The sequence below is a fragment of the Alistipes sp. cv1 genome, assembly GCF_900240235.1.
GTDB classification, from domain to species: domain Bacteria; phylum Bacteroidota; class Bacteroidia; order Bacteroidales; family Rikenellaceae; genus Alistipes_A; species Alistipes_A hominis.
In genome coordinates, this window is record NZ_OEPW01000005.1 from 189,025 (window position 1) to 203,249 (window position 14,225).

The 14,225-nt window shown below is 47.5% G+C and carries 13 protein-coding genes and 1 pseudogene; 9 read left to right on the forward strand and 5 right to left on the reverse strand.

Features of this window, described 5'->3' with window-relative positions:
- Position 1: 1 nt before the first annotated feature.
- On the reverse strand, positions 2-961 hold the full coding sequence (locus C1A08_RS09430; RefSeq protein ID WP_101572963.1) for a DUF6047 family protein: 960 nt from the start codon (positions 959-961) through the stop codon (positions 2-4).
- Between the two features lie 109 nt (positions 962-1,070).
- Positions 1,071-3,095 (reverse strand): conjugal transfer protein MobC, encoded by a 2,025-nt coding sequence (gene mobC / locus C1A08_RS09435; RefSeq protein ID WP_101572965.1) that lies wholly within the window; start codon positions 3,093-3,095, stop codon positions 1,071-1,073.
- A 498-nt stretch (positions 3,096-3,593) separates the two neighbouring features.
- Here mobC and C1A08_RS09440 point away from each other — a divergent pair, with 498 nt between their 5' ends.
- The 6 genes from C1A08_RS09440 to C1A08_RS09465 all read left to right on the forward strand — a co-directional run bounded on the left by C1A08_RS09440 (position 3,594) and on the right by C1A08_RS09465 (position 8,951).
- A complete protein-coding gene (locus tag C1A08_RS09440; protein WP_101572967.1) occupies positions 3,594-3,944 on the forward strand; it encodes a helix-turn-helix domain-containing protein in 351 nt (116 codons plus the stop codon).
- Positions 3,945-4,017: 73 nt separating this feature from the next.
- Positions 4,018-5,391, forward strand: a complete 1,374-nt coding sequence (locus tag C1A08_RS09445; RefSeq protein ID WP_101572969.1) for an ATP-binding protein — start codon at positions 4,018-4,020, stop codon at positions 5,389-5,391.
- A gap of 52 nt (positions 5,392-5,443) precedes the next feature.
- Positions 5,444-6,682, forward strand: a complete 1,239-nt coding sequence (locus tag C1A08_RS09450; protein ID WP_101572971.1) for an AAA family ATPase — start codon at positions 5,444-5,446, stop codon at positions 6,680-6,682.
- Complete coding sequence (locus tag C1A08_RS09455; protein ID WP_101572973.1) at positions 6,666-7,313, forward strand: HNH endonuclease; 648 nt, start codon at positions 6,666-6,668, stop codon at positions 7,311-7,313. Before C1A08_RS09450 ends, C1A08_RS09455 begins: the two co-directional genes overlap by 17 nt.
- Positions 7,314-7,379: 66 nt before the next feature.
- The gene (locus C1A08_RS09460; protein ID WP_101572975.1) at positions 7,380-7,811 is read left to right on the forward strand and encodes a hypothetical protein; all 432 of its coding nucleotides are present in this window, start codon (positions 7,380-7,382) and stop codon (positions 7,809-7,811) included.
- A gap of 534 nt (positions 7,812-8,345) precedes the next feature.
- The gene (locus C1A08_RS09465; protein ID WP_101572976.1) at positions 8,346-8,951 is read left to right on the forward strand and encodes an RteC domain-containing protein; all 606 of its coding nucleotides are present in this window, start codon (positions 8,346-8,348) and stop codon (positions 8,949-8,951) included.
- A gap of 34 nt (positions 8,952-8,985) precedes the next feature.
- On the opposite strand, the gene mobB is transcribed toward C1A08_RS09465, so the two are convergent.
- From mobB to C1A08_RS09480, 3 genes and pseudogenes are all read right to left on the reverse strand, one after another.
- Entirely contained in the window at positions 8,986-10,323 is a 1,338-nt protein-coding gene (gene mobB, locus C1A08_RS09470; RefSeq protein WP_101572977.1) for a conjugal transfer protein MobB, read from the reverse strand.
- Positions 10,308-10,769: pseudogene (locus C1A08_RS13420) on the reverse strand (hypothetical protein). The gene mobB and the pseudogene C1A08_RS13420 overlap by 16 nt, the downstream one beginning before the upstream one ends.
- Positions 10,770-10,948: 179 nt before the next feature.
- Positions 10,949-11,134 carry a hypothetical protein gene (locus C1A08_RS09480; protein WP_101572981.1) on the reverse strand — a complete coding sequence of 62 codons (186 nt, stop codon included), beginning with the start codon at positions 11,132-11,134 and terminating at the stop codon, positions 10,949-10,951.
- Positions 11,135-11,345: 211 nt separating this feature from the next.
- Here C1A08_RS09480 and C1A08_RS09485 point away from each other — a divergent pair, with 211 nt between their 5' ends.
- From C1A08_RS09485 to C1A08_RS09495, 3 genes are all read left to right on the forward strand, one after another.
- On the forward strand, positions 11,346-12,134 hold the full coding sequence (locus C1A08_RS09485; protein WP_101572983.1) for a ParA family protein: 789 nt from the start codon (positions 11,346-11,348) through the stop codon (positions 12,132-12,134).
- Positions 12,112-12,513: a DUF3408 domain-containing protein gene (locus C1A08_RS09490; RefSeq protein ID WP_101572985.1), complete on the forward strand. Its 402-nt coding sequence runs from the start codon at positions 12,112-12,114 to the stop codon at positions 12,511-12,513. Before C1A08_RS09485 ends, C1A08_RS09490 begins: the two co-directional genes overlap by 23 nt.
- Before the next feature lie 113 nt (positions 12,514-12,626).
- A complete protein-coding gene (locus C1A08_RS09495) occupies positions 12,627-14,159 on the forward strand; it encodes a P-loop ATPase, Sll1717 family (protein WP_101572987.1) in 1,533 nt (510 codons plus the stop codon).
- Positions 14,160-14,225: the final 66 nt, after the last annotated feature.

Genomic DNA, 14,225 nt, shown 5'->3' on the forward strand with positions numbered 1-14,225 from the left:
TTTATCGTTTTCGTATCCGGAGCGTTCTCTCTTCGCTGTCGCCCATAAAAGAGCGGCTTTCCACGCATTCGGGACCGGCCGGTTCCTTCGGTCTCCCGCCCTCCCGGAACCGCTCCCACAGTTCCCGGAAGGAGCGGTCGGCCAGTCTCTTTTTCTTTTCCCCGGCCGGTTCGTCCCGCAGCAAAAAGGCGTAATAGTTTTCCGTCGAGCGGCGCATGTCGAACTCCCGGCGGAGGTTTCCCTGCCGGAGTAGTTCCCGGTCGGCGTACGCCTCCGCGAAACGGTTTCTGCGCTTCTGTCCGTCCTCCGCTTCGGCAAAGCACCGGTCTGTTATCGGGGCCATATCCGCAGGCCGGGCGATCACGTCGTAGATCTTCAGCGAGGGCGTCTGCTGCTCCGGATTGAAAAAGTTCGACGCATGGTAGTCCATGTATTTTTCGAACTGCATCTTCCCGTGCTGCGTATCGCTGAAAAATACGACGCCGGGAGCCGTCTCGACGGCGGTATAGGCCCTGTATTCCGGAATGTCGATCCCCGGAGAGGGCAGTTCCACGCCGAAGGTGCCGAGCGGATCGGGGTAGTCCGTCCGCAGGGCCAGCTTTGCGGGATCGGCCTCGGGCGTCAGCGGAACGATGCTGTGCCGCAGGCAGTAGAGCATATCCGTCATGGCGATCTGGTGCTCGGCCCGTATGCCGGCGGAACGTGCCGCACGGGAAAGGCGTTCCAGATAGTCGTCGTTGCTCTGCGGACGGATTTCGGGAATCTGCCTGCGGTCCGGAAACCGGTAATGGCACATCCACAGGTTCGGATCGTAGCCCTGCCGCAGCACTTCGGCCGTATCTTCCCGCATAAAGGCGAGAAAGCCGGACAGCCCGCTCTCTTTGATGCTGATATGCACCGGGCGTTTCATGCTGTCGTAGGTAACGTACAGGCTCGCGCCTTCCTTTTTTCTTTCTTGCATATTCTCCGGTATTTAACTATCCGCAGGCTAAGATACCCGGCTTCGGAGCGGATGATACCGCACGGCCGTCCGGGGCCGGGCATGGCCGTCTGAAAGCAGTGAAACGGAGCTATTTCGCAGCCTGCTGCTTGGGTTTTGGGATCAGCTTGCGTAGTTCCGGATCGTCCTCGATGCGTTTCATCTCCGTTTTGACGATCCGCTCCACGTCGGCTCTGATCCGTTCGTAATTGGCCTGAATGATCTCTTTCATGTGATCTTGTCCGTCCGCTCCCATAAAGGAGGATATTTCGGGAATCGGAACGTAGGCGGCCGTTTCGCGCTTTACCCGTTCGTTGTCCACGACGATCTGGGCATGGAAGATCTTCTGCTCTATTTTTTCATCGAAGTTGTCGGCTACGGCCCCCACGAACATACCCTGAGAGAGGTTGCCGATCTTCGATGGCGGGATCAGCGAATCCATCTGCGTATTGGTCGAAAGGGTCGTGCTTCCCTGAGCGAACGATACGGATTTGCGCTGCTGGAGAATCTTGCCGAAGCGTTTGGAAAGCGTCTCGGCCGTGTCGCCTACGACCTGTCCGGAAAAGATGTTGCCTACGGTGTTCTGGATCACCTTGCTTTCCTTATCTCCGTAGTCCCGCGTCAGTTGGCTGAAGTCCTGAAAGCCGAGGCAGACGGCCACCTTGTTCGAGCGGGCCGTGGCGATCAGGTTGTCCAGTCCGCGGAAATAGATCGTGGGGAGCTCGTCGATGATGACCGCCGATTTGAGTTTGCCCTTCTTGTTTATCAGGCGCACGATGCGGGAGTTGTAGAGCCCGAGGGCTGCCGAGTAGATGTTCTGCCGGTCGGGGTTGTTCCCCACGCAGAGGATCTTGGGCGCATCGGGGTTGTTGATGTCGAGGGTAAAGTCGTCCCCGGTCATCACCCAGTAGAGCTGCGGGGAGATCATGCGCGAAAGGGGAATCTTGGCCGAGGCGATCTGTCCCTGCAACTGGTCCTGCGCCCCGCCTTTCCATGCGTCCATAAAGGGACTGAGGTAGTTTTCGAGCTCCGGGTGGGAGGTCAGGATGACGAAGACGTCGGCATATCTTTTATTTAGCAGCTCGATGGCGTGCGGAAAGGTGCAGTAGCGGCCTCCGTCGTAGATCTTCAGGAACCAGATGATCGCGGCCAGCAGGATGATGGGACTTTCTACGAAGAAATCGCCCTGCTTGGTGATCCACGTCTTATTGAGGTTCAGCATGATCGTGTAGGCCGACTCGTAGGCGTCCGAGATGTCGGTCATAAAATCGCGGTGGATCGGGTTGCAGCGATGCGAGCGGCGCGGGTCGTCGAAGTTGATGACGTAGAATTTAGGCGGAACCTTATAGCCCTGCATGTGGGTACGCAGGTGGTTGTAGGCGATGACGGAGAGGTCGTCGAACTTGAAGTCGTAGATATACATCGAAAATCCCTTCTCGATCTGCTGCTTGATGAACTGATTGACTACGGCGTAGGATTTTCCCGAACCGGGCGTTCCCAGCACGACCGTCGCGCGGAAGGGATTGACGACATTGATCCAACCCGGATGCCAGCGTCTTTTGTAATAGAACAGCGTAGGTAAGTTTACCGAGTAGTCGTTGGTCATCAGGCGGGTCTCCTGCATGAAGGATTCGTTTTCGTCGTTGAACGGGTCCTCGAAGACGCGCTCTTTGATCAGCCGTCCGAGCCAGACCCCGGCGGCCAGCATTAGGCAGTATCCTGCAAGCAGCGTCAGACCGTAGAGCGGGCCGAGAGTTCGTACCGGCAGGGGAAGGCGCAGCAGCCAGCCGCAGCAAAAGAACAGCAGTATGCCGGCGGTTCCGCAAAGCGCGATCCGGCGGCGGGAGATCTTCTCGCTGCGGACGCTTCGCGTACCGAGGCACGAAAGGGCCAGAAACAACAGACAGAACAGTTTGGTGTAAAGGGGCGACGAGAAGAGTCCCGACGTCCGCTGGAAGTTCATCAGGATCTTATCGACGAGGGCCGTATTCCAACCTACGGCCGTAATCCACGAATAGGCGTACCAGTAAAAATGAATGAGCGCGAACAGCAGGCTGAGCGCCCGCATGAACTGCATGACTTTGGCGAGACCCCGCAGGTCGTCTTCCTGTTGCATGGTTTTCCGGGTTTACGTTCGTCCGTCCAACGGAAAATCCTGCGGGATATGTCGGTGCGGCCGTCCGGGGCCGGGTATGGCCGGAAGTTATCTGTTCGATCGGATCGCCGCTCTCCGGTCGATAACCGCATAAAAAAGTTCCCGATACCGTAGTTTGTGTCGGGAACGTGATTCGATGGAAGTTATTTTCCTGTTTTGACGGCTGTTCAGAGCCGGATTATGCCGGTATGTATAGCGATGTTTTCCCATGTATTACGCAAAAAAACCGGGCTCTTCGTCCGTAAAACTGCCGAACCCGACGATATTTTTTTCGTTGGTCAATAGAGCGCTCCACGTATGGCCCATGCTGTGTTCTGCCCATTGTGGTGTAAAATCCACAGCAATAGAAATCCCCGCGCTTCGCATACTGATCATTGTTATTTGGGCGGTTTCAGAACAGGATTTAAACAGACTCTTGTTTTCAAGACGATAATTATGTAATGCCAAAACAGAAATACAATGAGGACTAAACTACCTCGAAAATTGGAGCAGAAGATGTCGGTTGTGGGAGAGCAGATTAAATTGGCTCGGTTGCGCAGGAATCTGAGTGTGGCTCGGGTGGTAGAACGTGCCATTTGCCCTCCATTGACCGTATCCCGAATAGAGAAAGGCGTACCTACAGTAGCAATCGGAATCTACTTACGTGTGCTATATGCTTTACAGCTTGACGATGATATTCTGTGGTTAGCCAAAGAAGATAAATTGGGGAAGGCTTTACAAGATATGAGTTTGAAGACAAGGAAAAGAGCTTCGAAAAAAGATAAAACTCATGTTTTCCAATGCATAAAATCGAAAATGGTTCTATATTAGGATAGTTCGTGGCTTAAGATTTTGCATTATGCTACAAAAGCATTATGTTTGTATTGCGTAATAAATAGAGTGTATGAAATTCGTTGATAGAATAGAGGAAGCAGCACGATTGAAGGATGCTCTTGAGAGAGAGAGGGCCTCACTAGTCGTAATGTACGGTCGTAGACGATTGGGTAAGTCTACGCTTATCAAAAGGGTGTTGTCGGACACGGATGTTTATTTTCTTGCCGATCGTTCAGAAGGACAACATCAGAGGGCATTGCTTGCAAAAGTGATAGCACAAATGTTTCCTGACTTCGATAAATTGACATATCCGGATTGGGAGTCGATGTTTCGTGCGGTCAATTATCGGACAGACAAGCGTTTTACTCTATGTTTGGATGAATTTCCGTATCTGGTGGAGCAGTCTCCTGAATTACCGTCTGTATTACAGAAACTTGTTGACGAGAAGCAGTTGAAGTACAATCTTGTGCTTTGCGGTTCATCGCAAAATATGATGTATGGGCTCTTTCTTGATTCTACTGCACCTCTTTATGGTCGTGCTGATGAGATAATGAGGCTTGCGCCTATACGTTTGTTGTATATTCAGGAGGCTTTGAGTCTTAATGCGATGAATGCCATCGAAGAGTACGCCGTATGGGGCGGTGTGCCGCGTTATTGGGAACTGAGGGAAAATAGAAGTTCGCTTGATGATGCCCTGTGGCGCAATATCCTTTCTGTAAATGGAACTCTTTATGAGGAGCCGATAAAACTGTTTCAGGATGATGTCAAGGATATTGTCAAGACTTCGACGATCATGTCTTATATAGGTACTGGCGCAAACCGTCTTTCCGAGATTGCTGCACGATGCAATGAACCGGCGACCAATCTGTCGCGTCCATTGAAGAAACTTGTCGATCTTGGATTTTTGGAGAAAGACATCCCATTCGGTATTGATGAAAAGAATGCGAAAAAGAGCCTCTATAAAATTGCCGATCCGTTTATGGCATTCTACTATCAATTTGTTGTCCCTAATCGTTCGTTCATTGAACTTGGCCGTCGTCTACCCATAGAACAGACTTTGAACGCCCATTTCTCTGAGTATGTGAGTATGCAATGGGAAAAACTGTGTCGGGATGCCGTAACAGGAAATCTTGTAGGTGGAATGGTTTATGGCAAGGCAAAACGCTGGTGGGGATCTGTTCTCAATGAGGATAAGAAGCCGGAACAGGTCGAGTTCGATGTGATGGCAGAATCGCTCGATAAAAAGTATCTGCTGGTTGGAGAATGCAAATGGACAACTCAGGAGAATGGCAAACAACTTACAACTGAACTTCTCCGCAAAGCAATTCTGCTGCCGTTTGCTCAGAACTACACCATCGTTCCAGTGCTGTTCCTTAAAAATGCTCCGAAAGATGATGCTAGGAATGCCATATTGCCGAAAGATATTATTGAGTTGATGAAATAGACATGCGTAAGATTATATCTATCAAAGTTGTTGTAATAAAAATATTTTTAGTATGAAATTTAAAGCATTACGAATAAGTGACTGGAAACAATTTCAGAATATTGATATTGATTTTCATGAACGACTAACGATTTTGACCGGAGCAAACGGTTCTGGAAAAACAACTTTATTACATTTGTTAGCCAAACATTTTGGATGGGAATTTTCAGAATTGGCAACTCCTACAAAGGATAGAAACAATGGGAAAATTAGTTATATCGCTAATTGGTATAGATGGTTTAAAAAGAAAGATAATAATGATGCTATCGGTAAAATTACTTATTCAGATAATTCATTCGCCAATTTAATTGTACCAAAAGTTAACTCCGCAATATATAATATAGAAATCCATAATCGCAAACTACTTTTAGGACTAAATATACTATCTCATAGAAGTGCTTTTAAATACCAAAATATTCCATCTATTGCAACTAAAAAGAGAAATAGAAAAGAGGCTTATTCTCTTATAGAACAAGAGGTAAAAAAAGAATTTCTGACTATGGGAACAGTTTATAAAGACAAATCTATAAATTACCATATTAAAGAAACGTTGTTAAGTTGGGCTATAGGGGGTGAGGGAAATTCTTTTATAGAGCCAGATAGAGAATTAATAGATTGGTTTAAAGGATTCGAAAATGTTTTGAGAATATTAATGCCGCAAACTATTGGCTTTGAAAAAATATCTATTAGAAATTACGAAATTGTATTGGTGACCCAATCAGGCGATTTTATGTTGGATGCTGTTTCTGGAGGAATTGCAGCATTAGTTGATTTGGGGTGGCAGATTTACAATCTTGCAAATTCAGAAGAAGAGATAGTTGTTCTTATTGACGAAGTGGAAAACCATTTACATGCAACAATGCAACGTTCTGTTTTGCCTGACTTATTGGAGGCTTTCCCTAATGTACAGTTTGTTATATCTACTCATAGTCCGTTAGTTGTGTCTTCTGTAAAAGACTCTAATGTATACGCTTTTAGATATGACACTGAAAATAGAGTGTTTAGTGAGAAATTGGATTTAGTTCATAAAGCACGAACAGCTACTGATATATTAAATGAAGTATTAGGAGTTCCGTTTACTATGCCTATTTGGGCAGAGAATGCTTTAATTGAAATAGTTGCTAAATATAGGAATGTTGAATTAACGACTGATTCAGTTAATGCAATGCGAGAAGAATTTAAACAGCTAGGATTAGAAAGTGTTATGCCATTGGCATTAAATAGAATTTTGGATAATGATAAAACTAAGTAAGTCTTGTGAACCTGACATTCTGGTTCAAAATGGGAAACAATGGACAAATGATTTAATGGCATATGTTAACTCTGGAGATAAGATTCCAGACCATGTTAAGAATAAATATAATCACCCCGATATCAAGAAAGCTTTAATCCATGAAACTCATGGGAAGTGCATGTATTGTGAAAGTTATATTTCTGCTGTAGCTCCTGAACATATCGAGCATTATCGGCCTAAAGCTATATACCCAGAAAAAACATTTGAATGGAATAATTTAGGCTTGGCTTGTCCGTGGTGCAATATAAAGAAAAGTGACTCTTTTGATGAAGCCTGTGCAATTGTAAATCCTTATATTGAGAATCCGGATGATTTTTTTGTTTCTTTAGGCACATTTATTTATCATAAACCTAATAATAAACGGGCTGAATTAACAGAATGTTTGTTAGAATTAAATAGACCTGAATTAATTGAAAGTCGTAAACATGTTTTAGATAATATTCGTCCGTTACTAGATAGGTATGTAAATGAAGCTAATCCTTTACTAAAGCAATTAATAAAAGATAATATAAAAAAAGAGATGGAGGATGACAAGCCTTATGCCATGTGTGTAAGAGCTTTGGTTAACGCTTTGATAGATATTGACTAATAAATATCAAATAATTCATTGGAACATAGATGGGGCAAGTATTATTCCGAAATATATGATATAGAATTGATCAAATTCAAACATCTGATCGATCGCTGGCAATACGTTGAAGGATTGAAAAGGGCGCCGAATAAGGTCTTCACTCAGGAGGATTTTAACACTTATGTGACAATTTATTCTGGAAAGAAGGTGCGTCGATGGTTCAATGCCGATTCGATTTATATGTATACCTTGCCGGTTGTGGATGTGTTCTATCGAGGACCGGGCATTCCTATCGAATCGACTTTGAAACGCTATGTTCACTGTACGGGAATAGTTATTTCCAAAAACGGTCAGGCAGGATTGGGATTAAAGCTTTTTTTTACCAATGAGGGCAAGCGAAACGAATGGAAGTATCTTCGGAAACTCCGGAAGAAGATTTGGTACAGGAATAACGACTGGCAATTCGATCGAGAAAAACATGACCGGTATTGGCATGAAAAAAATAACTCTAATTAGTAAATATCAACTATAGTATTCAGTTACGTAATACAAGTCCTTTTTCTTCGATTGGGTATTCTTTAGCTCCCGAGCAGCTTTTATGCTACTCGGGAGTAATTATTTCACGTAATTTATCGTTGAAAATCATACGGCGCTTCTGATCAAACAAGACCACAGGACTCTCGCATTTCGTGTGGGCAATCGCAACGGTCTGGTATGATTGGGTCGTAGCATTGAATCCGGATTTCGACAGGCATTTTCCTGCGAGAAAATAATCACAAATAGCTATTAGTTCAGTCGTTGGATGATTAATCCCATAGTCATCGGCGCTGGAGCTTATTTCCATTTAGTCGCAGTAGATAACACTGGAGAAGTTATTTTCTATAAATTTACGTGGGGTGATCTATTGTCCGTCGATATGCCGTCGACGGAAGGTGAGAATACGTTTGTCTGTAACAGATATATCTTAAGTAACGCATAATTTGATTAATAGAAGCGCAACTATCCGGAGCTTTGGCTCCGGACTTTTTATTTAATCTAAAACCAACTGCTATGTACACATTACTGAAGACAGGCTTGTTGCTGTTCTTTCGTGAAAGTGACCTGCCGACCGGAACCGTTTCCGAAGCGCATCTTTCGGAACTGTTCGAAGAATTTATCCAAAAACTTACAGCTTATTCTTCCGATGACCGCAGAAGCATTATCGAGCGTCTGCGCTGCATGAACTTTACGCACAAACAGCTATCCCTTCTCGAAGAACAGAAACATACGGCAGCAGAACATTTAATAACCGACTATATGATAAGAACCTTGTTTCTGATCGACACGGAAGTCCGGTTGCTTCATCTCCGTCTGCGATACCCTCAATCCGGCATCGTGCCGGAAGTGAAAATCGAGTCCCCGTTGTATTTGTCGAAAGACCTGACCGTAACGGATCTGGTCGAACTGCTGTACGCCTTACACCTGATCGGGGCTTTTCGTAAAAGCGACGGTTCGCGGATCGAGTTCTCGGTCGTTATCCACACCTTCGAAGAGGTGCTGCATATCCGGATAAAGAATTATGAGCGTTTCAAAAATGCAGCCGTCAACCGTAAAATTCGTCTTACCGGTTTTCTCGATCAACTCAAAGCGGCACTGACCGAGCGCAGCCAGCGATAGCATCGGTCTGCGTCTATAATCTACAAAACGAGGATCATAGAGGTCTTCGTTTTTTCCGGCGCTTTCTCTCCGGACGGAAATCTTCCTCATAAGGTTCCGGATATTGCCCTTCCTCCAACGCCGTAGAGAAAATATCCAACGTATCGACAGCCTGCCCGATCAGCCGGGATTCGGCCTCCGTATCCATCGGATTCGGTTTCGGTATTTCCGTCGGCGAATCGATTGCAGAGGACTCCGAAGATTCGCGGTCTGCAACGGGTCGTTTGTCGTTTTGTCCGGATACTTCCCGTTCCAGTTCATCGGCCGTATGCGCCCCGAACAGTTCATGGAAACGGTTTGCAGCGAACTCTTTGTTCCGCCCCAGCTTGGAGCCGTTAATGATCAATCCCCCGTCGTGGTCGATGAACGTAATCCCGTAGATCCGCCCTTGCGTATTTTGCCGGACGATGAGCTGTACGCCCCCGGCCGATAGCGCCGCCGCAAATTCCGGCAGGCTCCGGGATCGTCGCATGGCGTCCCGGACGATCCCGCGCAGTCCTTCCATCCCGTCCGTACTCTTTTTGAGCCATTCGGCGCTTTTCGCATAGTGTTTTTCGATCGCCCCGATTCCCGTATCGCGTCCGATCGCGCTCGATTTGATCGGTACTCCGACTTTGTCGCCGTTCTCGTCCAACGCGCTGTAAAGCATTCCGGCATACGGACGGCCGTCGATCTCGCCGCGCACTTCCTCCGCTTCGACTCGAAATAATTGCAATATATTGTTGTACTCCTTCAGAGTGCAAAACTTATAGCGGTCCGTAACGTTGCGGACGACGGATGCGATCTGGGCCTTCAGGCCGCTGCGCCGGTACTCCACTTTTCTCAGCGGTACGGTTCCTTCCCGTTCCTGCCGCTTTGTAGCACGCCGCAGCCCGTATTCCTTTTCGATGGAACGGGTAATTGCTTTCGAGCGATACCGCTCGTTGCCGTCGTCGATCTTCTGTCCGTCCGGCCCGACGCGCACCGATACGATATGCAGATGGGCCCGTGCAATGTCCCGGTGCAGGTAAACCACATAGGGCTGGTCGCCGTAGCCCATCCGCTGCATGTACTCCTCGGCGATGTCGGCCAACTGCTGCTCCGAAAGCCGGTCCTCGGGATGCGGATTCAACGAAGCGTGGAAGATCGTCTCCACGAAACGGCTGTTCTTTTTCGCGTCGAGCCAGGTTTGCATGACCCGTCTGCAATGTGCGGCGGTAAGCCGGGCGGGGTCTCCTCCCGGCGGAAGCATCCGGTTGCAGAAGATCACGCGGGCCCGCCCTCCGTCTATCTTGAGACGGTTGTACGCCAGTACGCCGTAAAGCGATTTTCCGGATGTTATTCGTCCGACCATCGTTTCTCGAACTCTTCGGCGAGTGTCAGAATTTGCTGCTGTAACTCCGTCATTTTCCTTGTTTCCTGCTCCAGCCGCCACAGCATACGGGCCGCAGAAGCGGCATCGTAGTTGTGATGGATGGCCTTCACGACCTGATTGTAATTGAGCCCGACCTTACGGATTTGGAAATGCAGATCGCCCAGCCGGGCGCAGAAATCCTGCGTCGCGGGATCGGTCTTTACGACCCGGAGCTCTCACCCGAAAAGCCGGGAGAGGATGAATCTGGATTTGTTGTCCGTACATCCCGACTGCTCCAGCATGTCCAGAAACCGTTTGTTCTGTGCCTCGTTGAGCTTGAAATTGTAGTGATACTTGCATGGATCGGCACTGCGGGGCCGTCCTTTGATCTTCTTTGCCATCGCATTTTTGATTTTGAGGTTTGACGACTTCGGAGTCGAACCCATTCCGTCCCCCGCAGAAGGGGCGGAGGTTTCGGGGGGCCGGATTTTCCGGCATACCGAAACACACCTTGCTATCGGCAGGCGCCGATAAATCCGCCATCCGGCGGATTTGCCCGCGCGAGACCGGCAGTCTCGCTTCCGCGAAAGCGGCAGTAGGTTCGACCCATGCAATGTTAGGCAGATTATCGGAACCAAACAAGGATTCCAATCCGGCCATAGACGGCCTGCAACGGCCCCTGCGAAGCACCTTTCAGGATTTCCGTTTTCTTCGCGTGCATGGCACGGATGCCATAACTGCCAGTCACGGTATTCATGACATCCATGGTATGCATGACAGTCATGGTATGCAGTGCGGTCATGGAATACATGGCTGCCACGGTATAGATGGTATGCGTGGCAGCGAAGGCGTCTATGCCGAATATGGTATTGGTGGCATAGATGCTATGGATGGCAGAAACAACACCTCCGGCATAAACGGCGTATCCGGTATGGATGGTATTATTGGCATATCTGCTGTTTCCGGCACGGATGGCAGAACTGCCGGAGAAGGAAACGACATTCTTTTAACCGATCATAGTTATGGAACGGAAACCTGTTTTTATCTCCGTCTGCAATCAGAAAGGCGGAATCGGCAAATCGACCTTTACGGTGCTGCTCGCCGACATCCTGCATTACATGGAAGGATACCGCGTATTGGTAGCCGACTGCGACTATCCTCAGAAAAGCATTTTCGACCAGCGCAAAAGAGAACTGGCCCTGCTCGACCGAAGCCCTCGTTACAAATCGTTGCTTGTCCGTCAGTTCGGAGTGACACACAGAGAGATCTGGCCGGTGATCGCCTCCGCCCCGGAAAGGGCTCTTACGGATGTGGACAGGCAGCTCGGTATGCTGAGAGAGCCGGTCGATTTCGTACTGTTCGACCTTCCGGGTACGGTCGGCACCCCGGGCGTACTGCGGACGCTATCTGCCATCGACCGGATATTCGTGCCGATGAAGGCGGACCGCTACGTGATGGAAAGCACGCTCGCGTTCGCCAAATCGGTCGATGACCATCTGGTCCGCAATTCGGACGTGCAGACCGCAGGCGTCCACCTGTTTTGGACGATGATCGACCGAAGGGAGCGGACTCCGCTGTACGACCTTTATGACAAGGCGTTGGAGAAACTCGGACTGCACCGGATGGAGACCCATATTCCCTACAGAAGTCGGTTCAGCAAGGAGCTCTCGGCGGAGGAAGGACCCGTCTTCCGTTCGACGATCCTGCTTCCCGAGAAAAGCTTTATCCGGGAGTGCTGTCTCGACAGCCTGACCCGTGAAATCGTCGAACTATCAGAACATAGCGCACATGGAAAGCAGGAAAAGAAATAGGAATCTCCCCGTCATAGACGAAGATATGCTGCGGGAAGCGGTCGGCGGACAGAGCGCCGGGGGCTCCATGCTGGAGATAGCGGAGCGAATATCTGCCGGAAACGAGGAACAGCCGGAGCTTCCTGCGGTTCGCAGGCGGAGAATGACCCTGCCCGATTACGAAGCGACGTTTCTGAAACCGGTTCGGGTGAAAGTCCGGACGGCACTGTATGTCAGCGAAGAGACGCGCTGCAAGATCTCGGAAGTGGCACGGAAGATCGGCACGGGCAGAGTGTCCGTAATCGGATATGTGGAAAACATCCTCCGCAACCATCTGGAACTTTACAAAGAGGAGATCAACCGGCTGCACAGGGAACAAAATAGCAGAGATCTTTTATAAGACAAACGATAACACATATCCTCTATTTTACCTGTGATATAAAACGAATTTGCAGGCACAAACAAAATATGTTATCTTTATGAAACAAATTAAATTAACAATATTTAGATGCCATGGGGATTCTGGATAACATAACGAAAAACACTGCAAATTATTCGACTAAAAGTTTTTACTTTGGCATGCCAGAGGCTGAAGGTGAAAACAGAGATAAGTATAAACTGAGCGATTATTTTGAGGATTATCTTGAAATATTATCCGAACTGAAAAAAGGAAAATTTATTTTCACGGGGCGGAAAGGATCGGGGAAAACGGCGATAGCCAAATACATCAAAGATCAGTCCGATCAGGCAAAGGATTCTCATGCGGTCTTATTACGGTTAAAAGACTTTGACCTCGAACGGGCGGTTCAGGTTTCCGGGAATTCCGGCGAGGGGAAAGATTCACTGCTCTTCGAATGGCTGATTCTGGTCAATATTGTCAAATTGATTGTCAAGAACGAATGCGGAGAATACACGACTGAGTACAATCAACTGAGGAAATTTGTAGAAAAGAATACAGGATCGTCTGCTATTGACAAGTTCGAAGTGAGCGAGGTATTTCTGAACAATGGAGGGGAGATTAAATTCGGAATGCTTACCCATCTGTTCGGTGCTGTATTTAAGAAACAATTCGGGATCAAAGAGACGAAAGCTCCGTACTATAAACTGATAGCTCCCTTAAAAGAGATCGTGAAAATTATCCTCGATTATCCGACCAACAAAGAAACGGAGTTTTGGCTTTTATTCGATGACCTCGATGTGGGTTACAACGTGGATAGCGAGAGCGATAATCTGAAAATCATGGAACTGCTGCGAATAGCCAAGGAGTATAATACGGAAATATTCCAGCACAACCATGCCCGGATACTGGTCTTTCTTAGAGACGATATGCGGAACGTTATCGCTTCGAAATACAACGATTCCGGAAAAATCTTTTTGTCTTATGAAATTACACTCCAGTGGTACAACCATAAATTATTGAAAAGCAATGAAAACGATATTCCGCTAAAAAGATTGACCAATCGGCGATTAACTGTCAATTTCAAGAATGCGGGTATCCCGTTCAATGAGGACAATCCGTGGGAAACATTATTCGCACCGACGTACGGCGATAAATATACCGATTTCAAACCGTCGTTCAAGTATATTCTGGACTTTACCCTATACCGGCCTCGGGATATTATCGTGTTTCTGTCTGTCATTACGGAAGACAATTATGACATACCTATTAACTTTGAGAGCCTAAAAAAAATCCTGTTCAAATACATAAATAAACTGAGAACAGAGATAGAAAGCGAATTAAGTCTGTTTTTTAATGAGGCAGAGAAAACAGAACTATTCATGGTACTGGAACATATTGCCAACCATAACTGTAAAAGAGAAGATGTCATACAAGTCATCGCGGCGCAGCCCAAATTTTCGATTCCTGCCGAAAGAGTATTTTTCATATTGGAGGAGTATTCTTTGATAGGATACAGAAACTTGCAGGGGGAATCTTTTTTCAAATGCAGGGAGCAAGATTTAGACGATGATGAGAAACGCGACATGCAATTGACATTGCCTCGATGCATTCTGCATAATTTCAAGAAAATACACGCACGTCGCTAATAGTGGATGTAATTTTGATACCTGACTTTTGCGAGTATAAATAAACTCAGAAATACAGAATATTCT

What these genes read in the sequence shown, in the direction of transcription:
- C1A08_RS09430 (WP_101572963.1), bottom strand. Translation starts at nt 961, where the DNA reads ATGCAAGAAAGAAAAAAGGAAGGCGCGAGCCTGTACGTTACCTACGAC.
- C1A08_RS09465 (WP_101572976.1), top strand. Translation starts at nt 8,346, where the DNA reads ATGTACACATTACTGAAGACAGGCTTGTTGCTGTTCTTTCGTGAAAGT.
- mobC (WP_101572965.1), bottom strand. Translation starts at nt 3,095, where the DNA reads ATGCAACAGGAAGACGACCTGCGGGGTCTCGCCAAAGTCATGCAGTTC.
- C1A08_RS09450 (WP_101572971.1), top strand. Translation starts at nt 5,444, where the DNA reads ATGAAATTTAAAGCATTACGAATAAGTGACTGGAAACAATTTCAGAAT.
- C1A08_RS09445 (WP_101572969.1), top strand. Translation starts at nt 4,018, where the DNA reads ATGAAATTCGTTGATAGAATAGAGGAAGCAGCACGATTGAAGGATGCT.
- C1A08_RS09495 (WP_101572987.1), top strand. Translation starts at nt 12,627, where the DNA reads ATGGGGATTCTGGATAACATAACGAAAAACACTGCAAATTATTCGACT.
- C1A08_RS09490 (WP_101572985.1), top strand. Translation starts at nt 12,112, where the DNA reads ATGGAAAGCAGGAAAAGAAATAGGAATCTCCCCGTCATAGACGAAGAT.
- C1A08_RS09485 (WP_101572983.1), top strand. Translation starts at nt 11,346, where the DNA reads ATGGAACGGAAACCTGTTTTTATCTCCGTCTGCAATCAGAAAGGCGGA.
- C1A08_RS09440 (WP_101572967.1), top strand. Translation starts at nt 3,594, where the DNA reads ATGAGGACTAAACTACCTCGAAAATTGGAGCAGAAGATGTCGGTTGTG.
- C1A08_RS09480 (WP_101572981.1), bottom strand. Translation starts at nt 11,134, where the DNA reads ATGTATTCCATGACCGCACTGCATACCATGACTGTCATGCATACCATG.
- C1A08_RS09455 (WP_101572973.1), top strand. Translation starts at nt 6,666, where the DNA reads ATGATAAAACTAAGTAAGTCTTGTGAACCTGACATTCTGGTTCAAAAT.
- mobB (WP_101572977.1), bottom strand. Translation starts at nt 10,323, where the DNA reads ATGGTCGGACGAATAACATCCGGAAAATCGCTTTACGGCGTACTGGCG.